The sequence below is a fragment of the Erythrobacter rubeus genome (genome assembly GCF_014705715.1).
Taxonomy (GTDB): Bacteria; Pseudomonadota; Alphaproteobacteria; order Sphingomonadales; family Sphingomonadaceae; genus Erythrobacter; species Erythrobacter rubeus.
The window spans coordinates 2,596,289-2,620,595 of record NZ_JACXLC010000001.1 but is presented as its reverse complement, the minus strand read 5'-3'; the positions used below and the strand labels follow the sequence as shown (position 1 = coordinate 2,620,595).

At 59.6% G+C, this 24,307-nt stretch carries 25 protein-coding genes, 1 tRNA gene and 1 pseudogene; 11 read left to right on the top strand and 16 right to left on the bottom strand.

The features are described 5' to 3' along the window. Window positions 1-966 (top strand): esterase-like activity of phytase family protein, encoded by a 966-nt coding sequence (locus IB285_RS12835; RefSeq protein ID WP_190788536.1) that lies wholly within the window; start codon window positions 1-3, stop codon window positions 964-966. Window positions 967-1,041: 75 nt separating this feature from the next. Here IB285_RS12835 and rpmB read toward each other — a convergent pair whose 3' ends face one another. Next, window positions 1,042-1,332 (bottom strand): 50S ribosomal protein L28, encoded by a 291-nt coding sequence (gene rpmB, locus IB285_RS12830; RefSeq protein ID WP_190788535.1) that lies wholly within the window; start codon window positions 1,330-1,332, stop codon window positions 1,042-1,044. A gap of 229 nt (window positions 1,333-1,561) precedes the next feature. Between rpmB and IB285_RS12825 the strand changes: the two genes are divergently transcribed. The 3 genes from IB285_RS12825 (at window position 1,562) to IB285_RS12815 (ending at window position 2,940) form a co-directional block, all read left to right on the top strand. Continuing rightward, entirely contained in the window at window positions 1,562-1,807 is a 246-nt protein-coding gene (locus tag IB285_RS12825) for a hypothetical protein (protein ID WP_190788534.1), read from the top strand. Window positions 1,808-1,858: 51 nt separating this feature from the next. After that, complete coding sequence (locus IB285_RS12820) at window positions 1,859-2,287, top strand: nucleoside deaminase (RefSeq protein ID WP_190788533.1); 429 nt, start codon at window positions 1,859-1,861, stop codon at window positions 2,285-2,287. Between the two features lie 155 nt (window positions 2,288-2,442). Beyond that, window positions 2,443-2,940, top strand: coding sequence for a GNAT family N-acetyltransferase (locus tag IB285_RS12815; RefSeq protein ID WP_190788532.1), 498 nt, complete (start codon window positions 2,443-2,445; stop codon window positions 2,938-2,940). Between the two features lie 10 nt (window positions 2,941-2,950). Here the strand turns inward: IB285_RS12815 and IB285_RS12810 are convergent, their stop codons facing one another. The 15 genes and pseudogenes from IB285_RS12810 to IB285_RS12740 all read right to left on the bottom strand — a co-directional run bounded on the left by IB285_RS12810 (window position 2,951) and on the right by IB285_RS12740 (window position 16,974). Next, the gene (locus IB285_RS12810) at window positions 2,951-3,658 is read right to left on the bottom strand and encodes a ribonuclease T2 family protein (protein WP_190788531.1); all 708 of its coding nucleotides are present in this window, start codon (window positions 3,656-3,658) and stop codon (window positions 2,951-2,953) included. After that, window positions 3,642-4,073 carry a hypothetical protein gene (locus IB285_RS12805; protein WP_190788530.1) on the bottom strand — a complete coding sequence of 144 codons (432 nt, stop codon included), beginning with the start codon at window positions 4,071-4,073 and terminating at the stop codon, window positions 3,642-3,644. The genes IB285_RS12810 and IB285_RS12805 overlap by 17 nt, the downstream gene beginning before the upstream one ends. Next, window positions 4,070-4,957, bottom strand: a complete 888-nt coding sequence (nadC, locus tag IB285_RS12800; protein ID WP_190788529.1) for a carboxylating nicotinate-nucleotide diphosphorylase — start codon at window positions 4,955-4,957, stop codon at window positions 4,070-4,072. Before nadC ends, IB285_RS12805 begins: the two co-directional genes overlap by 4 nt. Window positions 4,958-5,218: 261 nt before the next feature. Beyond that, window positions 5,219-6,016 carry a LytR/AlgR family response regulator transcription factor gene (locus IB285_RS12795; RefSeq protein WP_190788528.1) on the bottom strand — a complete coding sequence of 266 codons (798 nt, stop codon included), beginning with the start codon at window positions 6,014-6,016 and terminating at the stop codon, window positions 5,219-5,221. Then, entirely contained in the window at window positions 6,013-7,266 is a 1,254-nt protein-coding gene (locus IB285_RS12790) for a sensor histidine kinase (protein WP_190788527.1), read from the bottom strand. The genes IB285_RS12795 and IB285_RS12790 overlap by 4 nt, the downstream gene beginning before the upstream one ends. A 92-nt stretch (window positions 7,267-7,358) precedes the next feature. Beyond that, window positions 7,359-8,363, bottom strand: coding sequence for a M48 family metalloprotease (locus IB285_RS12785; RefSeq protein WP_190788526.1), 1,005 nt, complete (start codon window positions 8,361-8,363; stop codon window positions 7,359-7,361). Then, entirely contained in the window at window positions 8,363-9,076 is a 714-nt protein-coding gene (locus IB285_RS12780; RefSeq protein WP_190788525.1) for a DsbA family protein, read from the bottom strand. Before IB285_RS12780 ends, IB285_RS12785 begins: the two co-directional genes overlap by 1 nt. Before the next feature lie 39 nt (window positions 9,077-9,115). Next, on the bottom strand, window positions 9,116-10,528 hold the full coding sequence (locus IB285_RS12775) for a M48 family metalloprotease (protein WP_190788524.1): 1,413 nt from the start codon (window positions 10,526-10,528) through the stop codon (window positions 9,116-9,118). Between the two features lie 10 nt (window positions 10,529-10,538). Further along, window positions 10,539-11,519 carry an alpha/beta hydrolase gene (locus IB285_RS12770; protein WP_190788523.1) on the bottom strand — a complete coding sequence of 327 codons (981 nt, stop codon included), beginning with the start codon at window positions 11,517-11,519 and terminating at the stop codon, window positions 10,539-10,541. Next, window positions 11,516-12,622, bottom strand: a complete 1,107-nt coding sequence (locus IB285_RS12765) for a phosphatase domain-containing protein (RefSeq protein WP_190788522.1) — start codon at window positions 12,620-12,622, stop codon at window positions 11,516-11,518. Before IB285_RS12765 ends, IB285_RS12770 begins: the two co-directional genes overlap by 4 nt. Window positions 12,623-14,028: 1,406 nt before the next feature. Continuing rightward, window positions 14,029-14,629 (bottom strand): annotated as a pseudogene (locus tag IB285_RS15225) (PAS domain-containing protein); the annotation flags it as partial. A gap of 145 nt (window positions 14,630-14,774) precedes the next feature. After that, entirely contained in the window at window positions 14,775-15,212 is a 438-nt protein-coding gene (locus IB285_RS12755) for a DUF2141 domain-containing protein (RefSeq protein ID WP_234033152.1), read from the bottom strand. After that, entirely contained in the window at window positions 15,209-15,985 is a 777-nt protein-coding gene (locus IB285_RS12750; protein ID WP_190788520.1) for a sterol desaturase family protein, read from the bottom strand. Before IB285_RS12750 ends, IB285_RS12755 begins: the two co-directional genes overlap by 4 nt. A 41-nt stretch (window positions 15,986-16,026) precedes the next feature. Then, window positions 16,027-16,524: an MmcB family DNA repair protein gene (locus tag IB285_RS12745; RefSeq protein WP_190788519.1), complete on the bottom strand. Its 498-nt coding sequence runs from the start codon at window positions 16,522-16,524 to the stop codon at window positions 16,027-16,029. A gap of 51 nt (window positions 16,525-16,575) precedes the next feature. Beyond that, complete coding sequence (locus IB285_RS12740) at window positions 16,576-16,974, bottom strand: hypothetical protein (protein WP_234033151.1); 399 nt, start codon at window positions 16,972-16,974, stop codon at window positions 16,576-16,578. Window positions 16,975-17,114: 140 nt separating this feature from the next. Between IB285_RS12740 and IB285_RS12735 the strand changes: the two genes are divergently transcribed. From IB285_RS12735 to IB285_RS12705, 7 genes are all read left to right on the top strand, one after another. Next, window positions 17,115-17,191: transfer RNA gene (locus IB285_RS12735), tRNA-Arg, on the top strand. 49 nt (window positions 17,192-17,240) lie between these two features. Beyond that, complete coding sequence (locus IB285_RS12730; RefSeq protein ID WP_190788517.1) at window positions 17,241-17,912, top strand: DUF4402 domain-containing protein; 672 nt, start codon at window positions 17,241-17,243, stop codon at window positions 17,910-17,912. Then, the gene (locus IB285_RS12725) at window positions 17,909-18,478 is read left to right on the top strand and encodes a DUF4402 domain-containing protein (protein WP_190788516.1); all 570 of its coding nucleotides are present in this window, start codon (window positions 17,909-17,911) and stop codon (window positions 18,476-18,478) included. Before IB285_RS12730 ends, IB285_RS12725 begins: the two co-directional genes overlap by 4 nt. A gap of 191 nt (window positions 18,479-18,669) precedes the next feature. Next, the gene (locus IB285_RS12720) at window positions 18,670-19,167 is read left to right on the top strand and encodes a DUF4402 domain-containing protein (protein ID WP_190788515.1); all 498 of its coding nucleotides are present in this window, start codon (window positions 18,670-18,672) and stop codon (window positions 19,165-19,167) included. A gap of 72 nt (window positions 19,168-19,239) precedes the next feature. Next, window positions 19,240-19,770, top strand: a complete 531-nt coding sequence (locus IB285_RS12715) for a DUF4402 domain-containing protein (RefSeq protein ID WP_190788514.1) — start codon at window positions 19,240-19,242, stop codon at window positions 19,768-19,770. Between the two features lie 57 nt (window positions 19,771-19,827). Then, window positions 19,828-20,841, top strand: a complete 1,014-nt coding sequence (locus IB285_RS12710; protein ID WP_190788513.1) for a hypothetical protein — start codon at window positions 19,828-19,830, stop codon at window positions 20,839-20,841. Continuing rightward, complete coding sequence (locus IB285_RS12705; protein WP_190788512.1) at window positions 20,838-24,224, top strand: hypothetical protein; 3,387 nt, start codon at window positions 20,838-20,840, stop codon at window positions 24,222-24,224. The genes IB285_RS12710 and IB285_RS12705 overlap by 4 nt, the downstream gene beginning before the upstream one ends. Window positions 24,225-24,307 lie beyond the last annotated feature (83 nt).

Sequence of the window (24,307 nt, the reverse complement as noted above, 5' to 3'; positions counted from 1 at the left end):
ATGCGGAGCGCTCGCCGCGCCCTGGCGGCGATTATCCTCGCAATTCTGTGCGCACCCGGAACATGGCTGCGCACGCCGGGCGTCGCACTTCCTCCGCAGACTATCGAACTGAGTCGTATTCAGGGTGACAGCCGCTTGGGCGGGTCTGCATGGCGCGTTGCCGGTGTCTGGCACTATGCAGCGGATAGTGTGCTCTTCGGCGGGTTTTCGGCATTGATCGCGGCGGACAGCGGACGGCTGCAGGCCTTTTCGGACCGCGGCGGGCAATTCTCTTTCGCAGAGCCGGACCAGCCCTCAGCGCGCTTTGCTGTAAAGGATCAGCCTATTGCCTCCGCACGCGTGAACGATCGCCGCGATATCGAAGCCGCGGCGATCGATCCGGAAACGGGCGATTATTGGCTGGCAATGGAGCAGAAGCATTCAGTGCACCGCTTCGATAGCATGGACGAGCCGAAAGGCGTCCGCGTTCTCGACAATCGATTGCTCGGTTGGTCGAACAATGGCGGCGCGGAGGCGATGACTCGGCTAAGCGACGGGCGATTCATCCTGCTGCCTGAGGGCGGACAGGCCGGATTGCTGTTTTCAGGCGATCCGGTCGCGGGCGCCGAATTTGAGACCATTCCCTACCGCCTCCCTGTACGTAGCTATGCTGCAACCGACATGGCGCAAATGCCGGACGGACGCATTTTGCTGCTGCTCAGGAGCGTGAGCTTCTCGCGCGGATTGCCGAGTTTCAATGGCAAAATCGCAATTGCAGATGTGCCGGATCTATCGACCGGAGAGGTTTGGTCGCCCCGGATTATCATGGACTTCGCCGAGTTGATCCCGCGCGAAAACTACGAAGGGCTCGCCGTGCGTCCAAGAGCCGATGGCACACTCGCAGTGTGGCTCATTTCGGACGACAATTTCTCGGTGCTCCAGCGCACCTTGCTGGCGAAGATGGTCTTCGATCCGTCAGCCAAATAAGGTCGCGCACGCAAAAAGGCGCGCAAGAGCGAGTGCTCCGCACGCCTCCAAGTTAACCTTGAATGTCCGAACGCCTTATGCGGCGTCGGCGACGGCTTTCTTCAGCTCGCGCTTTACTTTGAGCGCGCGGGACGAAAGCTTCTCGTCCTTGGTTTTGAGCAGCCAATTATCGAGACCACCATTGTGCTCGACCGAGCGCAGGCCATGGGTCGAAACACGAAACTTGAACCCACGCTCAAGCTTTTCGCTCAGCAGAGTGACGTTCTGCAGGTTCGGCAGAAAGACGCGCTTCGTCTTGTTGTTGGCGTGGCTCACATTGTTGCCCACCTGGCGACCCTTGCCGGTCAGTTCGCAAATACGCGACATGATATCTCTCGTCTGTTCACAATTGGGGGCTGCCAGCGATTCGGCGGCCCATAACTTCGGGTTATCCCGGAAAGCGGCGCGCATAGCCGGGGGCGGGTTTCGCGTCAAGCAAACTCGCCCCGATGCGGCAATTCGACAAAATCTTGGAACCATCTGCCGCGCCTAGCCATTGGATGAGCGCATGTATTCGATGCAACAGATGTATCGATAGCTATCCTGGAGGAAAATCATGAAAAAGTTCATCACTGCAGCGCTCCTTGGCACCGCCTCGCTTGGCCTTTCGGCCTGCGACGTCGACCAGACAGAAGAAGGCTCGCTTCCTGAAGTCGAGGGCGGTAACCTGCCCGAATATGACGTGGAGCCAGCCGATGTGGATGTCGATACCGGCACGACCGAAGTTGAAGTGCCAACTGTGGATGTGGACGTCGATCAGCCTGATGCCGAAGGTGAGCCGGTCACCGGCAACGACGAGTAAGAAAACACATTGGTGACGGGGCCGGGCACTCGCTGGCCGGTCCCACCAGCCATGATGCGCGCCCTCGATGCGGCGCGCGAAGCGGCGGCGATGGGCGAAGTGCCTGTTGGCGCCGTTGTTGTTTCTGACGGTGAGGTGATTGCCTCCGCCGCGAACGCCACTCGATCGCCGCCCGATCCGACCGGCCATGCTGAAATCCGTGCACTGCGCATGGCTGCCGAGGCGCTTGGCAAAGGCCGTCTGAATGGATGCGATCTGTACGTCACGCTGGAGCCTTGCGCGATGTGTGCGGGCGCCATCAGCCACGCCCGGATTGCGCGCCTTTATTACGCCGCCAGCGACCCCAAGGGCGGCGCGGTAGAGCACGGCGCGCGCGTGTTCGAGCAGGCGCAGTGCCTGCACCGGCCCGAGGTCTATTCAGGCATGGGCGAGGCCGAGGCAGCTGAGCTGTTACGTGGGTTCTTTAGGGAGCGGCGGTGAGTGAAGCGGGTCTTGCCTCATTGCTCTGGGCGGCTATGCTTCGGATCCGACATGCAGGAGAAAAATGTGTTGGTTTAAGCGCTCATAGAATTCGGCACAGTCTTTAACTGTCGATCAGACGCATGTGTCTGATCGCCTCCGATAGAGAGGCATCTATGAGCAAACTGCACTTCGATATTCGTCCCTTTGCCGAGTCTGATTTGGCAAGCCTTCACTTCATTCGCGAGGCAGCATTCGCACCGGTATTCCGATCTTTCCGCGCTCTAGTAGGGGCGAATTTGGCCAAGATCGTTTATGCAACTGCCGAAGAGGACCAAGGCGAGTGGCTGGACATGATGTGCGACGCAAAGTCGCATCATCGTGTCTTGGTGGCTACGACAAGCGATCACGTAGTAGGGTTTTGTGGCTATTCGATCGACACGCGTATCGCGCTTGGAGAGCTTGGCTTGAACGCCGTTCTTCCGGAGTTCTCGGGTCAGGGCATAGGTAGCGCAATCTACGAATATGCGATCGATATGATGCGCGCCGATGGTGCCAAGGCTGCAATAGTAGGGACCGGCAGCGATGCCAGTCACGCGGCTGCTCGCCGCGCTTACGAAAAGGCAGGCTTTCTAGCTGCGGTTCCTTCGGTGCATCTAAGCAGAACAATCTGACAAAGGACTTTCACAGCCCCCGCCAGATCTTCGCTTTCGCCTCATCTCCCGCTCCATAGCGCGCCCTATCGCAGCGGGCCGGGCGGAAACGCGCTCCGTAGCAAAGGCGGATTTCCTGCAGCCATCCGCGCGCATTCAGCTTGACGCCGACCTGCGACGGGCTCCAGCCCGGATTGGCATCGGCAAAGGCCTGACGGATGCGACCAGCGGTCAATTCGTCCTCGCGGCTGATACGGTCGTAATCCGGAATCCGCAGAGATTGCCAGAGTATGCGCGTCACCTTGAAATAGGTCGCGGGGCGCCGGGTCATGCAGCTTCCGTGCTTCGCCCATTGCCGTGCTATCAGCCGCGCGGACGGCATCATGCACATATTGGCGCGGAGCTCTGCTGGAGTCAGCACCCCGCGGGTAGAGCACCATTGCGGCCACGATCCTCCGCTTTCGGGCCAAAGACCGTGGACCACCAGGCCGAAGCGCCCATTGTCTCCCGAGCATTGAACCCTGTGCGCGCGGCTGTCCGCGCGCGGTTTGCAGAACTCCGGCGACCAGCTGAGCGCCATGGTATAGCCCGTCACCGGCAATTCGCGCCGGGCGCTATCCGGCGAAACCTGCGGCACACTGCGGACTTGCGGAGCGCGGCATTGATAGGCCTGCGCGCTCGCCGCCGCCGGGACAGTGATCGCGAGTATTGCGGCTAGCCAGCTAAGCAGGCGCTGCATGGCTTGCCTTACTGGCCGTGAACCATCGGCTCGCAGCTCGGGTGTAGAGCAGCATGACCGCAGCAAGAGCAATGCACTCAGCCGCAAGGATCGTGGGGGATTCGAGCAGTGCCCGAAAGTTCGCGGCCAAAAGTGCCGCTTTCACCGCTGCCATACAGGTAATGAAAATCCGCGCGAAGCGGCTGGCCGCAAGCCAGACGAGCGCAATCGGGATGAGTTCGATGGTGAACCATGCGGAACTGGCCACAATGGTCCAGTCGCGGTTCCAATCAAAACCGAGCTCCAGCGAGCGCAGATTGTCTTCCTGTGCAGGCACATCGAGCAGCGCCGCAATCAGATTGGCGGCCGCGATCACGAGAAGGATCACCGCGAAGGCGTTGATCGAAAGCGGCCTCGGCCCCTGCGCGAGCTTCATACCGGCTTGAAATCCAGCCCAATGTCGGCTGCCGGTGCGCTCTGTGTCAGCCGCCCGACCGAGCAATAGTCGACCCCGCTCGCTGCCTTCGCCGCAATCGTATCCAGATCGATCCCGCCGCTGGCCTCAGTCGGGACGCGGCCCGCGACAATTTCGACTGCCTTTGCGAGGGTTTCGGGCGACATGTTGTCGAGCAGCAGATGGTGCGCGCCTGCTTCGAGCGCGGGCTCGATCTGGTCGAGACGATCGACTTCACAAATGATTGGTTTGACGCCAGCCTCTCGCGCGCGGCGCACCGCTTCGCCGACGCTGCCGGCGACCGCGACATGGTTGTCCTTGATCATCGCGGCATCCCACAGTCCCATACGGTGGTTCTGCGCGCCGCCCATCCGGGTAGCGTACTTTTCCAGCACGCGCAGGCCGGGGAGCGTCTTGCGGGTATCGAGCAGAGTGCAGGAAGGATTGCCGCCGCCATGTGCGCCGTACCCCCGCATCGCGGTCACGTATTCGTGCGCCATGGTGGCTATGCCGGACAGATGCTGGACGATGTTGAGCGCGCTCCGCTCGGCGGTCAGCAGCGCGCGGGCATTACCCTCCAGGCGCATGAGGTCGGCCCCCGCGGCCACCTGGTCGCCATCGTACACCAGACTTTCGATCTCGACATCAGGGTCAAGGCGCCGAAAGAAGGCCTCTGCGAGCGGCAGGCCTGCGATGACCACGGCGTCGCGGCTGTCCATGACACCTGAAAAGCGCGCGTCCGCCGGAATGACGCTTTCCGAAGTGACGTCCTTCCCGCCCCCTTCGAGCCCGACGCCAAGATCCTCGTCCAGCGTTTCGCGGATGAACTTATCGAGGTCGAAGCCAGTGAGGGTGAATTGCAACATCGGCGCTGTTTGGCCGTTTTTTTGTTTCGCCTCAAGCGCCGGCGTTCGCATCCGCTCACTTGGCTTCCGCCCTACCGGGCGACGCGCGGTCGCGCGCTATCGTCACCTTCGGCGCCGAGATTCGCCCAAGCCATAACCGAAAGCGCGAGAAACTGACCCGCAGGGTCCGCAAGGGCGACCGCCCACCCGCAGCGAAGCGGCCGTCAGGTCGCGTGAGCGAGGAAATCGCACCCCGGATGGGGTGCGGAACCCAAAATCAAATCAATGCACGAAGCGCGCGACCACATCTCGGTAGCTGCGCGAAACCTTCACCTCTGCGCCGCTGTCCAGCACCAGGAAGCACTCGCCATTGGTGTGCGGCTTTACCTGACGAACCTGGTCGAGATTGACGATGGTCGAGCGGTGGACGCGCTGGAACCTGCGCGGGTCGAGCCGCCGTTCCAGATCTTTCATCGTTTCGCGCAGGATCAGCGAGTTATCGCCGGTATAGATGCACATGTAATCGCCAGCCGCCTCGATATGCTCGATAGATTCGACCTCGACACGGAAGATCTGCCCGCGATCCTTCACATTGATGAGCTTTTCGAAGCGATCGCCGCCAGCATCTTCGCCTTCGTTGAAATTGGCAGCGCGATCGGGCGCTACCTCGGCGAGCACATCAAGCAATTGCTCTGCGTCCTCGGCCGATTTCTTCTCGGCGATGCGCTGGCGCACGCGTTCTACCGTGTCTGCAAGCTTGTCTTCATCGACCGGCTTCATCAGGTAGTTGACCGCATTGGCTTCGAAGGCGCGGATGGCGTGTTCTTCGAACGCGGTGACGAACACGAACAGCGGCGGCTCGATTTCCATCACGCCCTTGACGACTGAAAAGCCGTCGAAACCAGGCATCTGGATGTCGAGGAAGACAAGATCGGGTTTCTCCGTCTTGATCTTGCGGATAGCCTCGCGTCCGTTCGAGCAGGTGTCGATCACCTCGACATCTTCGAATTGTTCGAGCCTCAGCTGGAGGCCCTGGATTGCGAGTTTTTCGTCATCGACGAGGATTGTGCGAATAGTCATTTGGAAGATCCAATGGCTCTTGGGGGGTTCAAGTTTATCACATTATCGGCGACAGGTTCAGGGGCTGTGCCGACGGACGCGGTGGTGGGAGCCGGTTTCGGCTCCGATTTGCTGCCGAGCTCGGGCTCGGCAGCTGTTGCAGGCTCATATGGGATTTCGATCAGCACTGTGAAGCCGCCGCCCGGTTCGGAGCGCGTTTCGAAAAGATGCGCATCGCCATAAGCCTGCATCAGGCGATTGCGGATATTGGACAGGCCGACGCCGGTAGACACCGGTCCTCCAGCGCGCGGCTGCCCGCTGCTTTCAACCAGACCCTGCTGGATTGGCCCTTCGAGGCCTGGTCCGCTGTCTTCGACTGTCATACGAAGCCGGTCGCCGACAACGCGGGCGGTGACCGAGATGCGCGCGCCTTCTTCCTGCGGGCTGACAGCGTATTTGATCGCGTTTTCAACCAGCGGCTGGAGCAGCATTGAGGGAAGGCAGGCCGTGCGTGCCTCATCGTCGATCTCGAAATGGGTGCGCAGCCGCTCTTCAAACCGCATCCGTTCAATATCGAGATAGAGGCCGAGCGTCTCAATCTCCTGCTCCAGCGTCACCTGGCCGCCCGGTTCTGCGATCAGCGTGTGGCGCAGAAAGCCCGATAACCGCGTTAGCATCGCGTTAGCCGGCTCGGTCTGTTTGAGCAGCACCAGCGTGCTGATAGAATTGAGCGTGTTGAACAGGAAATGCGGGTTGAGCTGGTAACGAAGCATGGCGAGCTGCGCCGCGGTCGCCTGCGCTTCCAATCGCTCGAGCCGGTCGGCCTGCTGTTCGGCGGTCAGGAAGAAGTTGATGGCGTAATAGAGCGCGCTCCAGCCGCCCAGCAGCGTCAGCGGAATGAACAAGAGGCCGAGGAACAGCTGAGCGAAATTGGTTTCGCGCGCTCCGCCATAATAAATGCCCTGCACCCATGCATCGACTGACGCATAGACGACGACAGCGCCGGCCAGCGCAACCATGCTCAGGCCCCACGTAACGACCGGTTTGCGGTCGATCAACTGGCGATAGATGACCGACAGCACCAGCGTCAGCGAGAAACCGGTGATGGTCGTTACAAGGATGAGGGCAAGCAGGTCGAGCGGCTGACCATTCGCGAGCGCGGAAACGGCGCGCAGCAGAAACGCGCCTCCCCAACCGGCGAGCTGGAGGTTCCAGAACGCGCGGTTCTTGCTCGCGAAAAACGGCACAGGCTGAATTGGGAGCACTGCCATACAAAACGGTCTGTAGCCGATTTTTATGAACGCCGCAGCGGATTTTGCCTTCTATCGGCGCGCGCGCGGACCGTCTGGGCGCACGAGGGCGGTTAATCCGGGCTGTTGACGGTGTTTACAGCGCGGGTCTCACGATCGAAATGCGCGGCCCAATCGGCCATACCGCCCGAGTCCCTGACAGCCTCGATCTTGGGCAGTTCTGCCCCCACACGCTCAGCTCGCTTGCTCCATTTTTCGTGCGAACCAGCGAAAAACAGCAGGGCGCCGCTCGGCGGCTGATAGCGCTCGAGAAACAAAATGGCTGCGGCAGGATCGTACCCAGCATTGGCAAGAAGCCACGGCATCAGCCGATCTGCCTCGCGCTCGCTCTTTCTCACATTGCGCTGGCTGCGACCGCTATGATCGAGCCATGCTCTGTGACCCAGAAGGTTGTGCGCCAATTCATGAGCGACAGCCGCTGCAAGCTGATCGTCGGGATAGGCAAAGCCTCCGAAACCGGCTCCGATGACCACCCGCTCGCCATCTGCGAGGGCGAGATCGCCATCGGCGGTCAGTTCGAATTTGGAGGGGCAGGCCATGACGGGACGGACATCGACCGTCTCTCCATCGGCGAATTCGAAGGCTATGCTTTGATTATACCGTAAATGTGTGGCGATGACGCTGTGTGCCCGAGCGAGGCGGCGCCAGTCGAGACGCGCCTCGGCAGTCCAGCGGCTGAGCGGGTTACCCGCAAGGCGCGTGATCTCCCGGTTACGCGCGAACTCGCCGGTCTTTGCTGCGGGCGATCCGCGCGCTGCAGTCTGCACCGCGAACTCGCCATTGAGCCCCAGCGCAGCTCGTGTGGTCGCAGGAGAGCTGTAACCCGCTGCATCATGCAATTGCAGGCCGATCGAAGGGATGGCGTCTGCGCAAAACGGCGCATTCGCGGTGACGAGGCGCCAGCCTATATCCTGCAATCGCTTATCGAGGCTCTGAAATTGCGCGATGGCGGCGCGCTCTTTCGCCAGTTCGATACTATCCGGCGCCTGCGCCGAGAGCGCAGCTGCACCAATCAGGCCGAACGCTACTGCGAGGAAGGCCAGAGCGCCCGTGCGCATCAACTGCCGAGCGGCGGTCCGGCCTGAGCGAGCGTTTCCTTCATGCGGTCATACCCCACATACCCACTGATCGGTGTGTCGCCCGCAATCCAGCCGGGTGTTCCGCCGAACCCGAGCGACTGGGCGAGCGAGGTGTTACGCGCCAGCTCGAGGCTGACCGCGTCTGATGCCGCGTCGGTGCGCGCGCGCTCCATATCGAGCCCGATATCGCGCGCCACGATCTCGGCGGTTTCCGGATTAGCCGGACCCATCTTGAACATGGCCTCGTGGAATTCGCCGTATTTGCCTTGCAGCGCCGCAGCAAGCGCCATGCGGGCCGCTCCCTCACTGCCTTGGAATTGCGGCAGTTCTCGCAGGATCACCTTGAGATTCGGGTCTTCTTCCATGAGCCGGGCCACGTCAGGCACGCTCGCCTCGCAATATCCGCAATTGTAATCCGTAAACTCGACCAGCACCTTTGTGCCATTCGGGTTGCCCATGACCGCCCCGGGGAAAGGTTCGTAAACGTCTGCTCCCAGCTGAGCGAGCCGCTCTCGGCCCTGCTTTTCCTGCAGGGCGACGAAAAGCTCTTCGAGAATTTCGGGATTCTCCATCATGTAGGCGCGCGTGCGATCGTCGGCGAAGCCCGAAAAGGACCACGCCGCAGCGCCAGCAAAGCCGAATAGAAGCGCGAGGAACGCTAGGAACAGGTATCTAAGAAAGCTTGATGCCATGATTGCCCGGTTCGATCGTGTTAATAAGCAGCACCAGCCTTAGCGTGCGTCGCGAATTCGTTCCAGTTCGGAGCGCGCTTGCAAGGCGACATCCTGAGCACGAATCCAGTCGGTTGAGCCAACGGGCAGGCCCGCCTCTGCCGCCTGCGCATTGCGCAGTGCCTCTGGGTAACGACGGCTCATCACTTGCTGTTCGGCGCTGGCGAGGCGTGCGCGCGGAATGTCACCGCGTGCGGCATAAACCACGCCGAGTTGATACCAGGCAAACGGATTGAAACGATCCCTCGCGACAGCGGCACGCAGCACGCGCTCAGCCTCGGCAAAGTTTGCTTCATCCTCCGTGGCGATCAATGCGTGACCGAACATGCCTGCGATCAGCGGATGATTGAGCGTGATGTCGGTCGCCTTGCGCAGCGGCACAAGCGCGTCCTCTGGCCGGCCCGATTCCAGCAGTATCTGCCCTTCCACCTCAAGGAAGTACGGATTGTCGGGCTCGAGCTTCAGCAACGCTTGAGTTTCGGCCAAAGCTCTGTCCACCTGCGCATCCTTGTGAAACGCGTATGCCCGCGCGTAGCGCGCCGGGACGCTGGTATCGGTTTCCGGATAGAGGTTCAGGGTGCGATGCGGCTCTGCAAGAAAGCCGTAGAGTTTGGAGCGAACCCTGAGGAAACGCTCCTGCAATTCGGGATCGTCCGGCGCATCCCAAGCAGGGTCGGCCTCGTAAAGGTCGCGCAAAGTCTGCAGCCGGTCGCCCGCAAGCGGGTGGGTGCGGCCATAGGCTGCTTCGTCCGCCTGACTGAAGCCGCGGCGAATTTCGAGGTTACGCAGCCGTTCGAAGAACTTGAGCGATCCGCGTCCCGAAATGCCTGCGCCCGACAGGTAGCGCGCACCAGCGAGGTCGGTGGCCGCTTCCTGGTTGCGGTTGAAAGCGAGGAAGCTGCCAAGCGCCGCCTGCTGCCCGGCGAGCACTGCGCCAATGGCTGCGTCGCCTGCACCCGCGAGCGCTGCGCCCACGCCGAGAAGCAGGGAAAGCAGAGTGATTCCCTGCGCGGAGCTGGTGCGCTCGCCGAACCGGACGACGTGGCCAGCGGTAATGTGCCCAAGCTCATGGGCGATCACGCCCTGAACTTCGTTTGCAGTTTCGGCGGCATTGAGCAGCCCTGCGTGGACATACACGACCTGACCTCCCGCAACGAATGCGTTGATCGATGGATCGTTGATCAGGACGATGTCGACATTGCCGGGCTCGAGCTCGGACGCCTCGATCAGCGGCGCCGCCATGTCGTGCAGCAATGCCTCGGTTTCCGCATCGCGCAGGATCGATTGGGCTGCAACCGGGCTCGCTGCCATCATCAGGGCGGAGAGAAGCGCGAGCGCATAGGCTGTCAGGCGGGCTGCATTGCGCCGCGTCATCGCATTGGGCGTGGTGATGGAGGAGAGCGGAGCGATCATTGCTCCTGTGCTAACGTGTTTCGGCATGAACGGAAACTGAAACCGTGTCGCGCGATGTAACCTCTGCGGCGAACTGCGCGATCCTGTCGTCAACTTCGCGCCGCGATCGCCACGGGGCTGCAAGCGAGATGAGCGGATCGTTATGCTCCATTTCGGAATAGAAACGCGTCTCCGCACCGGCGCCCGCCGCCTTTAGCTTGTCCGCGAGAAAGCGCGTGTTGCGAGGGTAGACCAGCGTGTCCTTCTCCCCGTGGATTAGCAGGACCGGCGGGGTGCCGCTGGATGCATCGGAGCCGATATGCGCCGCTGGCTGCGTCCGTTCGGGCTCTTCCGCATGTCCAAACGCATTCTTGGTCGATTCGCTATCGAAGGGGTAAAAATCGTAGGGGCCGGAGAGGCCAACCACTCCGGCAATATCGCTTGGCATGAGGCCCTCGGCCGTCAGCCAGCGCTCTTCCAAAGCGGCCATGGCCACATTGTAGGCGCCTGCCGAATGTCCGGCGATAACGATCCGGTCGGGGTCGCCGCCATAATCTGCGATATTGCGGTGCGTCCAACCGATCGCGCTTGCTGTGTCTTCAAGCATGGCCGGATAGGCTCCTGCTTCGCCCAGACGGTATCCTCCGAGCACAACGACGAACCCTTTTGGCACAAAGGCGCGTCCTATAAAGCCGTAGCTTTCAGGATCGCCCGAGCGCCAGCTGCCTCCGTGCACAAACAGCAAGACCGGAAGCGGGCGAGGCCGGGATATCCCGTCCTGCGGCGCCCAGACCACGAGCTTTTGCTGCGGATGATCCCCAGTCGATATGGTCGTTTGGTATTCGGCGCCGTCCGATGCGCCCACGATCCGGTCGATCGCACTGAGCACCGCGGGTCCGTCACGGCTTATGGCGAACTGGAGTGCGGCGGCTGCGAGAAGCAGGGCAATACCGATGATGGCGATAATCCAGATCACGATGCGGCGCGCTCCTGCCTTTTTCTTGTCCGTCATATTCCGCCTTCACTCGCCGTCTCGACGAGCGTTTCCATTGACGTGTCGAGTTCCAGCCCCGACTGTTTCAGGAACTTGCTTGCGCCGCGGTAATCGGCCCCCATCCATAGAGGCACGCCATTTGCCTCGATCGCGGCTCGTGCAGTCTCTTCTTTCGCCGAAAGCGCTTCTGCCGCTTGCCTGATGAAAACCGCTGCGATCCGCTCGGGCATCTTCTCGACGATCGCCCCGAATGCAACGAGGTCCTTCTGCGTGTCGTCTCCGACCATGGCAAAGCGCATATGCGGGTAGGTTTCAAGGATTCGCAGGATTGCATTCTCTTTATGCGAGCCGTGGCCCTCCGACCCGAGCGTCTTACGGTTGAAGCCCCAGTCGCGCAGCATGATCGGACCAAGCGGCATTTCGCGCTGGCGCTTGTAGGCGACGAGATAATTGAAGAGGTTCCAGGGGCTCGAAGACACGTAGAATACGGGGCGAGGGCGCGCCTGCGGCACGGTCGTATCGCTGTCCGCCAGCGCAGCTTCGGCGTCTCCGCCAAGCGCGGAATAGAAATCCTGAGCGCCCGGCACGGCCACGCGCTGGCCCGGCATCTGGATCAGCACGCGCTTCCAATTGCGCAAGATGGCCCTCGCGTTGCCGGTGATCCCGGTTTCGAGAATGGTGTCGTCAATATCGGAGATGACCCCGATCCCTGCATCGCGTCCCGGCGCGAGCACGAAAGCGGTGGTTTCACCTGCCTCGCCGCCGTTTTCGTGTGCGGACCAGCGTAAGCGCGCGCGTTCCCAGCCTGAACTCATTGGCAGCGCATGCTCATCGCCGAACGGTATTTCGAAATGGGCGAAGCCTTCCGCGCCTGTTGTCGCCTGTTGCCGCAACGTGGCGCCGGAGCCGGTCTCGTATTCGAGCTCGACGCTCAGCCCTTCGACTTCATGCGATGCGTATTGGCGCAGCATCGTCTGCAGTGAGCCAAACATTCCGCGATCGCCGAAATCGGATTCGCGCCCTCGCAGCGCTCGCACGGGCAGGAACAGCCCCTTGTCGTTGCGAAAACCAAAGAAGGGCTGAACCCTGAGCGGACCGCGATTCGCGAAAGGACCAAACATAGGTGCAGGCGGTTAGCGGCTCGGAAGGGCCCCGCCAACCGGCCAGCGCCAATTGACAAGCGCCAACCGATACAAATTTAAATCAATCGCTTAGCCGACGAGTTTCTTCGCCGCGCGTTCGATGAGCGGAATATCCTCGTCAATCTCGCCCAGGACCGACACGCCGCCATGGCCGTCTCGGCGAACCATGACGAGCGAGAATTCCGGACCCTTGGCCGAGATCGCCTCAAGCGTGAGTTCCTCCAGCTCGCGGAGTTTCTCAGCGAGGGCGAGGCGGATTTCATGCTCCGGCTCGACGGGTTTGCCAGCTTCCTCGCGGCGGATGCGCCGTTCGGCCGCTACCACCCCTTTAAGGCCGCCTTTAGCGTCGGCGAGGAAATCGGCAAGCGCGCCGCGCTCAAGTTTCAGGCGATGCGCGTGGTTTAGGACGGCGGCGTACTCGGTCAGACGGGTCTTGTCGTAATCGCTGCCGAATACGAGTTTCACCACCGGGGTCATCGGCGCGCGATCCTGCAGCGTAAGGCCGCTTTCTTCGAGCAGCTCGCGGTAATCTTCGCCCGCGTCTTTTGCCACCAGCGAGAAATCGTACGCGCGGCCAACCGCTGCATAGAGCGCGGTGCGGCTGCGATCCTCGGAAATCCGGGCAGCTTCGGCAAGCTCTCTGGCCGACGCAAGGAAGTCATGAAGACCGGCGTTTTCGTCGAGCTCGGCTACCGGCTCTTCGGCAACGTCCGCATCGAGTGCGGTAGCTGGCGCATAAGTCACCGGCTCAGGCGCTGGGTCAGTGAGATTGGCAGATTGCGACAATGGCGCTTCGCTGGGCTCATCGCCGTCTGACTGTTCGGCTGGTTCGGCGTCGCCAAAAACGCTGTCTGCCTCTGCCGAGTAATCGCCGCCCATCGGGTCGACGAGCTCATCCGTTTCTTCGACCACCGGCTCTTCTTCGGCGGTCTCTATTTCGTAGTCGGACGGATCGAATTGCTCTGCGTCCAGATCGACGGCTTTCTTGGCCGGCGTTTCAAGGTAATCGGAAAGCGAGGCGAAGCTGTATCCTGCACCATCGCCTTCCTCTTCGTCCTCGTCATCGGGATCGTCGAGCCCGTACTGACCAAAATCGGGCAGTGGGAGATCGTCATCCGTGGGCGACCCACCCAGAACGCCGCTTAGTGACGCCACCTTGTCGGAGGCGTCGGCGCCGTCCTGATCCGCAGCGCTTTCGCCGAGGTCTTGCACTTCGGCAGCGACTTGTTCCTGGGCGCCGAGCTCGAGCACATCCTCGTACATATCATCGGGAGCATCGACGACGGGCTCGTCACCGGTTTCACTGGCGGGCGAGTCCGCCCACTCGGTCAGAGGATCGGAATGGTGTTTGTGCGGCTCGTCCTCACCTTCCTCAGTGGATTCGGAAGATTCGAGCGCCTGGTCGATCTCGAGCAGTAGCTCATCGGCGGTCAACTGGTCGGCCACTTCCTTCCAATTGATCACCCCATAAATGAAATCGATCGATTCATCGTCGCTCGAAAACGGCAGCAGGATGCCGCGATACATGATCGACGCGCCGCGCTGGTTCACGAATTCCGCTTCGAAGCCGATGGGAGCCTGGTTGGCGAGGATCTGCATGTAGTGATCGGTGATACGGCTGAGCAGCGAACGCGGCGGCACGTCGGAAAGCTTCGCAATGTGCCCTTCGGCGCCGCATTCTTCGGCAAGCATGGCTCCGAGATACTGAATTGCCGGATCTTCGATGCCGCCCGAAAAATCGAGCAGCACGCTGTTCGGTCCGAAGTCCGGCAGGTTTTGCGGTTCGAGGTCTTCGATGGAGGGGAAGGTGCGATCGCCCAGAAGGCTCGCCCAATGATTGTAGGCGCGCACCTGCATGCGGCGCTCGTCCTGCCCGATTGCCTCAGGAGGCAGGTCCCGTGCCGTGTCTTCGTCTTCGTGGCTGTCCCAGTCCTGGCTGTCGCCGGATACGTCGCTGGAACCAAATGTGCCCCGCAGATTGTCCATTGCCTAATCCGCCCCTTGTTAAACGGTTTCAGGCTTGGTTCTGGAGATGCGTGGTAAACATTGCGTTAAGTCAGTTTGGAAAACTCAGCGCATTCAGTCGGCAAAGTCATGGCGTCACGAAGCCGTACTTCGTGCGATCGAACCCCTACAGGAAGTATCGCATGGTAATGGTAAGGTCCTGAGCCACAGCGCCATGATCGAAGACGGCGTCCTTGAATTTGGGCGGACCCATGCGAACCTTTGCATCGCGTGAGAAACCGTAGCCTTCCTTGGGCATCATCCCGAGCGCGCGGTCGGCCTTGCCGTTGTCGTTTTCGTCGTGGAGCAGCGCGATCGCGTAGCTGCCGGGTTCAACCCCGGTAAACCGGATCGTCACTGCCTCTCCAGCGGGAACGACCGTGCGGTGCGATGCCGGATCCTTGATGCATTTGGGAAAAACGTCCTCCTTGGCTGTCATACAAGCGCGCACAACGCCTTCGGTAGAGCGCAGGTCCGTGACGGTGATCGTCACCTCTCCGGCGGTCGCAGGCGCTGCCATGGCCGCGAATACGGCCCCTACTGCGAAAATTCCCGATTGTTTCATATCCGAACCCCCTTCTCTCCATAGCCGGACTGCTCGACCATACGCTTGGAAAGGCCCCGATCTGTCCCGCACAACCGGTCCCAAAAGCGAAAATACAGTCCGAAATTGCATCCATACCGTTCATGATGCTTTTCGTGATGGCTCGCTGTTATCATCCAATTTCCCAACGGAGAATGAACGAGCGCGCGTGGAAACATCTCCCAGCCCATGTGATTGGTCACGCCCATGACTGTCGCGACTGTCAGGACGACGCCCAGCATGGCGATGTGGATCGGGACGACGAAGACCAGAACCGGGATCAGAAGCGCGCCGGTGAGCGATTCGATCGGATGAAAGCTCATCGCCGTCCACGATGTGGGCGGCCGGCTGTCGTGATGGACGGCATGCATGACGCGGAACAGCTTCGGGTGGTGCATGGCGCGGTGGCTCCAATAGAACCACGTATCCTGCGCGAAGAGGCAGATGAGAACCGAGGCGGGAAGATACCACAGCGGATAAGCGCTGAAATCGGTATAGAGCTGCGTCCAGCCGAGGTGGTTCCAGGCCCAGAACACCATCCCCGCCGGTGTGCCGTAGATGAACGCCGCGATCAGCGACCAGCGAATTTCTCGCCCGATCTGCCTCTCTTTGCCATCGTAGAGGCCGGGTCTGACACGCTGCGTTATCCAGGCGAAAAGGCCTGAGGAGGCGAAGTATCGCAGCGCCACGAAACCTGACGTGACGGCGCTGACGATCAGCAAAGCGAGCAGGACTGGCGTATCAGCGGGAAGCATCGGGCCGATCATAGGCGCAAACTGTGCGCCTGCGAAACTGCCTAACCGGCGCTATCGACATCGCAGCATTGCGGATCGATCAGGCAGGTGTGCCGCCGCATCGCCGTTCGTGCGAGCGCCTCCACCTGAACCTTGCGCCGTGCAGCCGCGAGCGGATCGAGTGAAGCGTGGCGCACGATTTCCGCATCATATCCATCGGCGACGATAACTCCGCAGGCCTCCGGCTGGTACGCTTCCCCGTCAAGCGGGCTGCGGTCGAGACCCGGCGGAACGCCCCAGTAGAAGCGGTCGCAAAAATCGAGATAATCGGGCCATTTGGCATCACCCAGAAGATCCCCGCGCGCCACCTTGATCTCGACGATGGTGACCAGTCCTTTCGCATCCACTCCCATCAAATCGGCGCGCCGCCCATTCTTCAGCGGCATTTCAGTGACGCACCAGATATTGTTGCGGGCAAACAGCCGCATGATCCCGCGCGCAACGTCCTGCGCGCTGACGGTGGAGGTCGAATCAAGCATTGTGGAGGGGGCGGATGTCATGCGGCATGATTGGAACATACCGCGAACGCAGTCAAGCGTGGTTGGGAGCGATCAAGCCGCGTCGCGGGTGCGGCGCATACCGATAACGTCCAGCACCGCTTCTCGGGCGAGATGGAATTCCCTCCAAAGTGCGAGGGCGGGCGCAGCGACATCTTGGTCGCGGGCCGCAATCACCTTGAGCGCGGAGAGGCCGGGCTGCATCATCGCATCGATATCCTCGACGCCTTGCCAGGCGAGGTCCCTCTGCCAGCCATGCGCATTTTCGAGCGAGTCGACGAATTCACCGCCATCCGCCGCAATCGCTTCGGGCGCTAGCCCGGCGAAACGCGCCAGTTCTTCCGCCTGATCGTGCAACGACTGCCAGCGCTCCGCCAGCGAGGTGACAGGCCGCGCGGCTTGCTCAACCGTTTCGCGCATGACGCGGGTTTGTTCTGGAGGAAGCGCAGCCATGATGGGGCAAGGGTTAGTCCGAGTCTCTTGCCGAAGAGTTAACTGCGTAAATGGCGGCGATTATTGTGTGGCACAGCCGCGCAGCTCTTGCTAAGCGCCGCGCCCAGTGCAATTCGTTGCGCGCGATCGCATGCCGATCTGCACCCGTAGCTCAGCTGGATAGAGCGCTGCCCTCCGAAGGCAGAGGCCAGAGGTTCGAATCCTCTCGGGTGCGCCATTTTTTGCAGTACCTTGCGATCCATCGATCATGCCTTAAAAACCAGAGCATGATAAGACAGAAGCGCTCCAGCTCGCCTCGTAAGTCGCAAATGCATGGGATTGCAGCGCGATTATGTTGTAGTTTCAGCGTTGAAACGAGAGTTGGAAGCTTGGCGATGGGTGGGTCTCGGAGTTATATCTGGACCTCGGTGTGTGGTTTCGTTCTGATCCTTTCCAGTATTTGTACAACCTCCTTGCTTCATGCGAGGCCGTCGAGCGTTCGCGTGATAAGCCAAAGCGAACTGGTTTTCGGGACATTTATGCTTTTCGGCAGCGGAGCGCGCATTGTCAGCCCATCTGGAACCGTGTCGGACCAGTCCATCGTGGCCCTTGAAGGAACAATTCCACGTCCAGCACGTTTTAATGTTCAGTTCGACCGCGGTAACGAAAGTCGGCGAGCACTGGATGTCGAAATTGAGTTGTTCATCTCGGCTCCGACGCAAGTTCGCCAAGACGGTGTCGATGCCAGATTGTCTCGATTTGCGACCGACCTTCCCGGTTATGCCCGCGTTTCGCCTGGTGAGGCTATGGTGATCAAGATCGAAAACTGTCGAGTGCGCGTATGTTCGAGAAGTTTTTCTCTTGGTGCGCGGCTCGACGTGACACGAAATTACGGTGGCGCCAATCTCACCGTTCCGATCAATTTAGACGCAAGGATTATTTCGAAAGAGCGGCCATGAGCCAAAAACGACCGAAGAATTATATATTTGCAAGCATCTTGGCCGTCCTAGGACTGATGAGCATCGGCGGAACGTCAGTTTCCGCGCGCGAGCAGGTTTCATCTACTGGGCGGGCTGAGGCGACGGTCGTCGAGCCAATTCGCGCTGTTGCGCTTTCCGATCTCTCTTTCGGGTCCATTGCGGTCGATCGGCATAGCGGCGGGACCGTCGAAGTTGCACCGGATGGCGGCCCGGCGACCTATTCGAGGTCTGCCCGCCCAAATTGTGGTTCTCAGGAGGCATGCAAACCTCACCGAGCCAGTTTTTCTGTTACCGGCGAAGGCGACCGGACTTATCGCGTGAGTCTTCCCGGCAGCGTCGCGGCGAGAGGGGTAAAGACCGGTGCTGAGCTGGTTGTCAATCAGCTAGCGGTCCGTAGCTTCAATCAGCCCGCGCTTGCGAGCGGCGGTCGGCTCGATCAGGAGGGGCAAGACCGATTTTTTGTCGGTGGAACTCTGCATGTCCCTTCCGGAACGAAATCCGATGTATTCCGCTCCTCGCTGCCGGTTGTTATCTCATATAACTGATAGGGAGAGATCACGCCTGAGGACGCGCGAGGCGCGCCGTTATGGTTAATTCCGTACTTAGCTAACGGAAGGAAGTTTTTAAGACCATACGGACTAGTACCGACCCCGACGGGAACGAATGATTCGGCATACGTCCTGTTGGCGCACGCCTCCGGTATGCGCTTGGACCACATTCCTTAAGGGGACCAACCTTGAAAAAACTTATTTTGCTTGCTGCCGCTTCGGCAGTCGTCTCCGCGCCAGCCATGGCTGCGCCCGGCGATACTTCGACCGCTCAGGGCTCTGCTACTGCAGAGGTCGTTGCGCCGATCACGCTTACGCATGTCACCAACGCCGCACTTGATTTCGGCACTTTCACGACCGGCGACAATGGCGGCACTGTTGTTGTAGACCTCGCTGGCGACGGCACCGATTCCGGCGATGTGACGCTCATTGGTGGCTCGGCCGAAGCTGCTGATGCTTTCACCGTCGCTGGTGATGCGAGCCGTAGTTTTTCCATCACTACGAGCGCGGGCAGTGTCGGTAATGGAACCGACACCATGAACTTCACCACTAACGCACCGACCGACGGCACCCTGAACGGTTCTGGCGCCGCTGCGTTTTCCGTTGGCGGTACCCTGACCGTAGCGGGCGGCGAGTCGGCCGGTGTCTACACCGGGACTTACGACGTAACGGTCGCTTACAACTGAAGCTAGCAGTGCAGGTGCGGGACTGGGCTCAGCTTCGGTCTCGCACCCAAACTGCACAGTCAGGCCGTAGCAATGCGCAAACACCCTTCTTACGCAATTGCAGCAGCAATTGCTGCTCTTTTGGCGCCGCAATCGGCGTTTGCAGAGCCAGGTAACACCGTTCAGGAATCGGGCGCGGCCGCCGCCGAGGTGGCAGATCCGGCGACTATTCAGCGGATTTCCGACCTACGTTTCGGTCGGTTCGCGTCACCGGGCACCGCAAGTTCTATTCGCATCAATGTCGATGGTTCGTTTGACGCGGTCGGTGACGTCGCCTCTTCCACCAATATGGCACAGCCGGCCTCTGGCCGAGGCCCCGCTCAATTTCGAGTGGAGCAAGCGGGCAACCGGGGTGGGACTGTGTTCATTCCTGGCGATATAACTTTGTCTAACGGCAGCGCCACCATCGGTGTAACCAATATAACGGGTCGCCTAGTGGTCATTTCTGGATTTGGGCGACAACGAGTCTACCGCCTCGACATGGGTGGAACGCTGCAGATCGAAGGCAATCAGGCGCCAGGTTCGTATATCGGCGATTTCGACGTCACGGTTATTTACAACTGACCGCATATTATACTTACCGAAAATTAACCATCCCATCCGTAGAAGACCTTAGAAATTATGGTCTCGGGGCGGGCACTCATGAAAACAAAAATTTCCAACATTTGGCTGCGCGCCATTACAGCGCTGCTAGGCGCGCTCGCGCTTTGGTCGACGACTGCCCTTGCGGCTCAAACCCTCGCACTAGAGGCCGCGAAACCGGAATCCGACGAGGCCCAAGAAGCCGCGCCGCCGCTACCCATTGTTGAGGCAGGTGAAGTCCCTGATGGATCTGTCGGCGGAATGGGCGACATCAATCTCTACCCTCGCCGCATCGTAATGGATCAACGTCAACGGATCGCTTCAGTCGGGGTTTATAACAAAACTGCCTTTGAAGGCGAATACGAGATTTCTGTTACCGATATGGTTATGACCAATAACGGCAGGGTGATACCTCTCGACAATCTGCCAGAGGGTATCGATGCCAGCAACGTCAAGACCGCGAGCGAGATGTTGCGGTGGTCGCCGCGCCGGGTCCTGTTGCTTGGAAGCGAAGCACAAACCATTCGGATCATGGCAAGGCCCCCGGCAGGCTTGCCCGATGGTGAATACCGCGCGCACTTTATGGTCGTTTCGGTTCCAAGTAACGTAGACGAAGGTTTCTCAATCGAGGACGCCGTCAGCGACGCACAGGCAGAGACGGGAAATGTCGGTGTAACCATCCGTCCGCGGTTTGGAATTTCGATTCCCGTCATCATGCGCGTCGGACCCACAACGCTCGAAGTAGGACTGGAAAACATATCGCTGGTCCAAGACGATCAGGGCTCCTCCCTTACACTCACGATTACTCGCTCTGGAACGCGCTCTGCTTATGGCGATTTGATCATTACTGCGCCGGGGCAGGACGAGCCAGTTGTTATTGCGAGGGGCATCGGGGTTTATCCAGAGATCAACTCGCGCTTTGTCCAACTCGCGCTAAATCCAGAATTCGACGTGACGACGCTGCGACCCGGGATGGTCCTTACAGCGACCTTTGTCGACGATGATGTCGCGCCAGGGGAAACACTAGCCAGGCAAGAATTTGTCGTACGGTGAATACCATTCGCGCGATCGGCATCTTGGCCGCAATCGCTGCTTTTCCAGCGGTCGCGAGCGGCTCTCTCCCTACTGGGAGCGCTAACACCGCTGTCGAGGGTGTGACGGGCGAGTACGCTGCAGCTGCGCCGGTGTTGATCGAAAGTGCTACCGCTACATCGCGCGATTCCGGCAAGAGTCTGGAGCGACCGATCTTCACTCAGCCGAAGCCCTATGCAAGCGATACGAGAATGCCTCTGGAGGGTTTTGCCTCGCCCGCGGCGGCAACAACTTTGAAGACTGCGACCCAGCCCGAGGGGGCTTTTGTCTCTCAGGAAGAGCATTCGGGAGTGTCGAGCGCGCCAAACGCGGCCCACCTTGGCCCAACGAAGGCGGGCGCATCTTCAATCATAACTCTACCAGTTGGCGTTATCGCTTCTGATTTTCGGATGAAGCATAAGGGACTACAGGGCTCCCGTCCTGAAAACGGATTGATTGAAGGCGATGCGACGAATCCGGCCGACAGGTTGGAGGAAAGTGCACTTCCATTCGAAGGTGCAGCACCTGGCCGCGAAACAGTTCCACCTGCCGATCGGCAAGCGCGAGCGGTGACCGATGAGAAACCTAAATCGAAAAAGAACCAAATTGGTCCTAAAAGGCCGAGTGCCCAACCAAATATACCCGAGACCGCGGAGTTCTCAACCCAGCAACAGCAATCCTTCGACTTACGACCCGGTACTACCACTTTTCCAGTCGACGAAAGCGAACCTGTTTTCACCCTTAACGACGAATTGATCCTTCAATTCAAGGTCAGGGGGATCGATGCGACGGACACGATTATTGTCTATGGGACCAGAGAAGGTCTGTATCTGCCAGTCGGCGAGCTCACGCGCATTCTCGACCTCGCCGTTCGCGTCAGTGATGATGGACACTACGCCAATGGTTGGTTTTTAACAGAAAACAGAACCGTCACGTTGGATCTGCGCAACAATAGATTGACCACCAACGGCGGTAGCAGGCCGCTTTTGCCCGACGAAGTTCAAGCCTTCGAAGGGGAGATGTACCTGCGTAGCGATCTTTTTGCCGAGATTTTGCCCGTTAAGCTTGAGCCAAACCTGCGAACGCAGTCCGTGCTTCTTACAACCCTCGAACCATTTCCGTTCGAAGAGCGCTTACGTCGCGAATCTGAACGAGCACGATTGAAAGCGCGACAAGGACAAGGCGAGGAAATGCAATGGCCGCGACAGGAAACTCCGTGGCTTGCGGCATCTCTTCCTCTCGCCGACGTTGAATTGCGTGCGGTTTCCGATTCAACGATGGATGAGAGACTCGAGGGCGATTTCCGTTTTGGTGGCGACCTTGCCTTCATGACTGCGCAGGCATTTCTATCCGCGACCACGCGCGATGGCCTCGTCGCATCCTTGGTACAATTGGGGAGGCGCGACGGCGATGGGGATTTGCTTGGCCCTCTCAAAGCAAGCGAATTTCAGGTCGGTGACGTCGCAACAGTTTCCATGCCGGTCGGTTTGCGCGGCAGAGCTGGTCGCGGCGGGTTTGTGAGCAATCGACCGTTTCAAGCGGCCTCCGTGTTTGAGCAAATCGACCTGCGAGGTGTTCTGCCGGATGGGTACGAGGTCGAATTGTACCGGAACGACATCCTCATTGGATCGGTCGCATCGGCCGTTAATCGGCAATATGAGTTTCTAGATGTTCCAGTCGATTATGGTCTTAACATATTTCGGCTCGTGTTCTTCGGACCTCAGGGCCAGCGCCGCGAAGAGGTAAGACGGGTCAGTGTTGGCGACGGGCGCGTCGCCGCGGGTGACTTGCAATACGATTTCGGCGCAATTCAGAGAGGGGTCAATCTTCTCGGTGTGGAGGGCCCCGATTTCAATCCGCTCGAAGGATTCGGCAGCTGGCAAGCGGGAGGCAGCGCTTCCTATGGCCTAAACGCTGATGTTACGGCCATCGCAGGCTTTTCATATTTCGAAGATGTAGGCGAAGATGTCTTTCTTGGAACGACCGGATTGCGAACAGGTCTGGGCGGTCTTGCGGTGCGCGCTGACGCCGCCGTCGCTAGCGATGGCAGCAATGCATTGGGTGCCGGGCTCGGCGGCCGCGCATTTGGAGGCGCCTTCTCGCTTTCGCATTTCGAATATGGAAGCGGCTTCTCCGACGAAATCAGGAGCAACACTCGAGACCCACTTCGGCGGGCCACCGAATTGGACTTTAACGCTAATCTCGCATTGGGGGGGATCTTCGGAGATAGCTCCATCCCGGTGGCTGCGCGGCTGCGACATGTCGAATTTCTCGATGGTAGATCCAGTACGGACGCTATTTTTCGCAGTTCTGCCCGCTTGCCGGGTATGATCGTTTCGAACACCTTCGAATATACGAGAAACACAGCTGCAAACGGCAGCGGCTTCTCTCAGCTCATTGGCAATTTTGATCTTGCGACATTTGCGCGTTCACGCACGCAGCTCCGCGGGTCTGTCGGGTACAGCTTACTTCAGGGTCCTGAAATTACCAATGTCTCTGGCGAGATCGACTACCAGATTGACGGCCGGACTGTTGTGAGCGGTCAAGCTTCGTACTCCTTCAGCTCCGCCGGATTAAGGTTAGGAGCATCCGCTATCAAGGAATTCGACAAGTTCTCATTGGCTTTTGATGGGAGTTACGTTTTCGAACAGCGGAGCTATTCGATGGCTCTTCGACTTGGTTTCAGTTTCGGCCGCGATCCGATACGCCGAAACTTCTTTCTGGCGCCTCCGGGGCAAGCATCTTCTGGCTCGGTGAGTCTGCGCGCATTTCAGGACCTGGACGGCGATAGCGTGTTCGGTCCGGGCGACGTGCCTTTGCAAGATGTCAATTTTTCAGTCTTCAACAACACTTCCGAAACAGATGAGAGGGGAACCGCGAGGCTTACCCGCTTGGGAAATGGCGTACCAGTAAGTGTGCAGGTCGATCCGTCCTCTTTGCCCGACATTCTACTTGCCCCTGTCTCACGCGGTATTGAGATCGTACCTCGTCCAGGCAGGTTTCACGTGATGGACTTCCCAATCGTTGCGCTCAGCGAAGTTGAGGGGACCGTATCTTTCAGCGATAAAGATACGTCGCGCGGTGTATCCGGTTTGAGGCTTCAACTCATCGACCGCGGAGGCGAGGTTGTGGCAACTGCGCGTACGGAGCGGGGTGGATACTACTTTTTTGAACAAGTCATGCCTGGAAGATTCCAACTCATAATCGAGCCGGAACAAGCAGAAAGGCTCGGGATTTGCCTTACGAATGAGGTGGAGATGGTCGTTGAACCCAGCGGGGATATCTACAACCTTGATCTGGAAGTTCAAAACTGTGCCCTTGAAATAGCTGTCCGATCTGGACCATCAACAAAAACAGTCCCTTAACTGGCTTCAGTTGCAACTAAATCGCCTGGATCGGAGCTCTAATCAGATGGGGCGGGCTGCATTGGTTTTCATATCGGGCACGT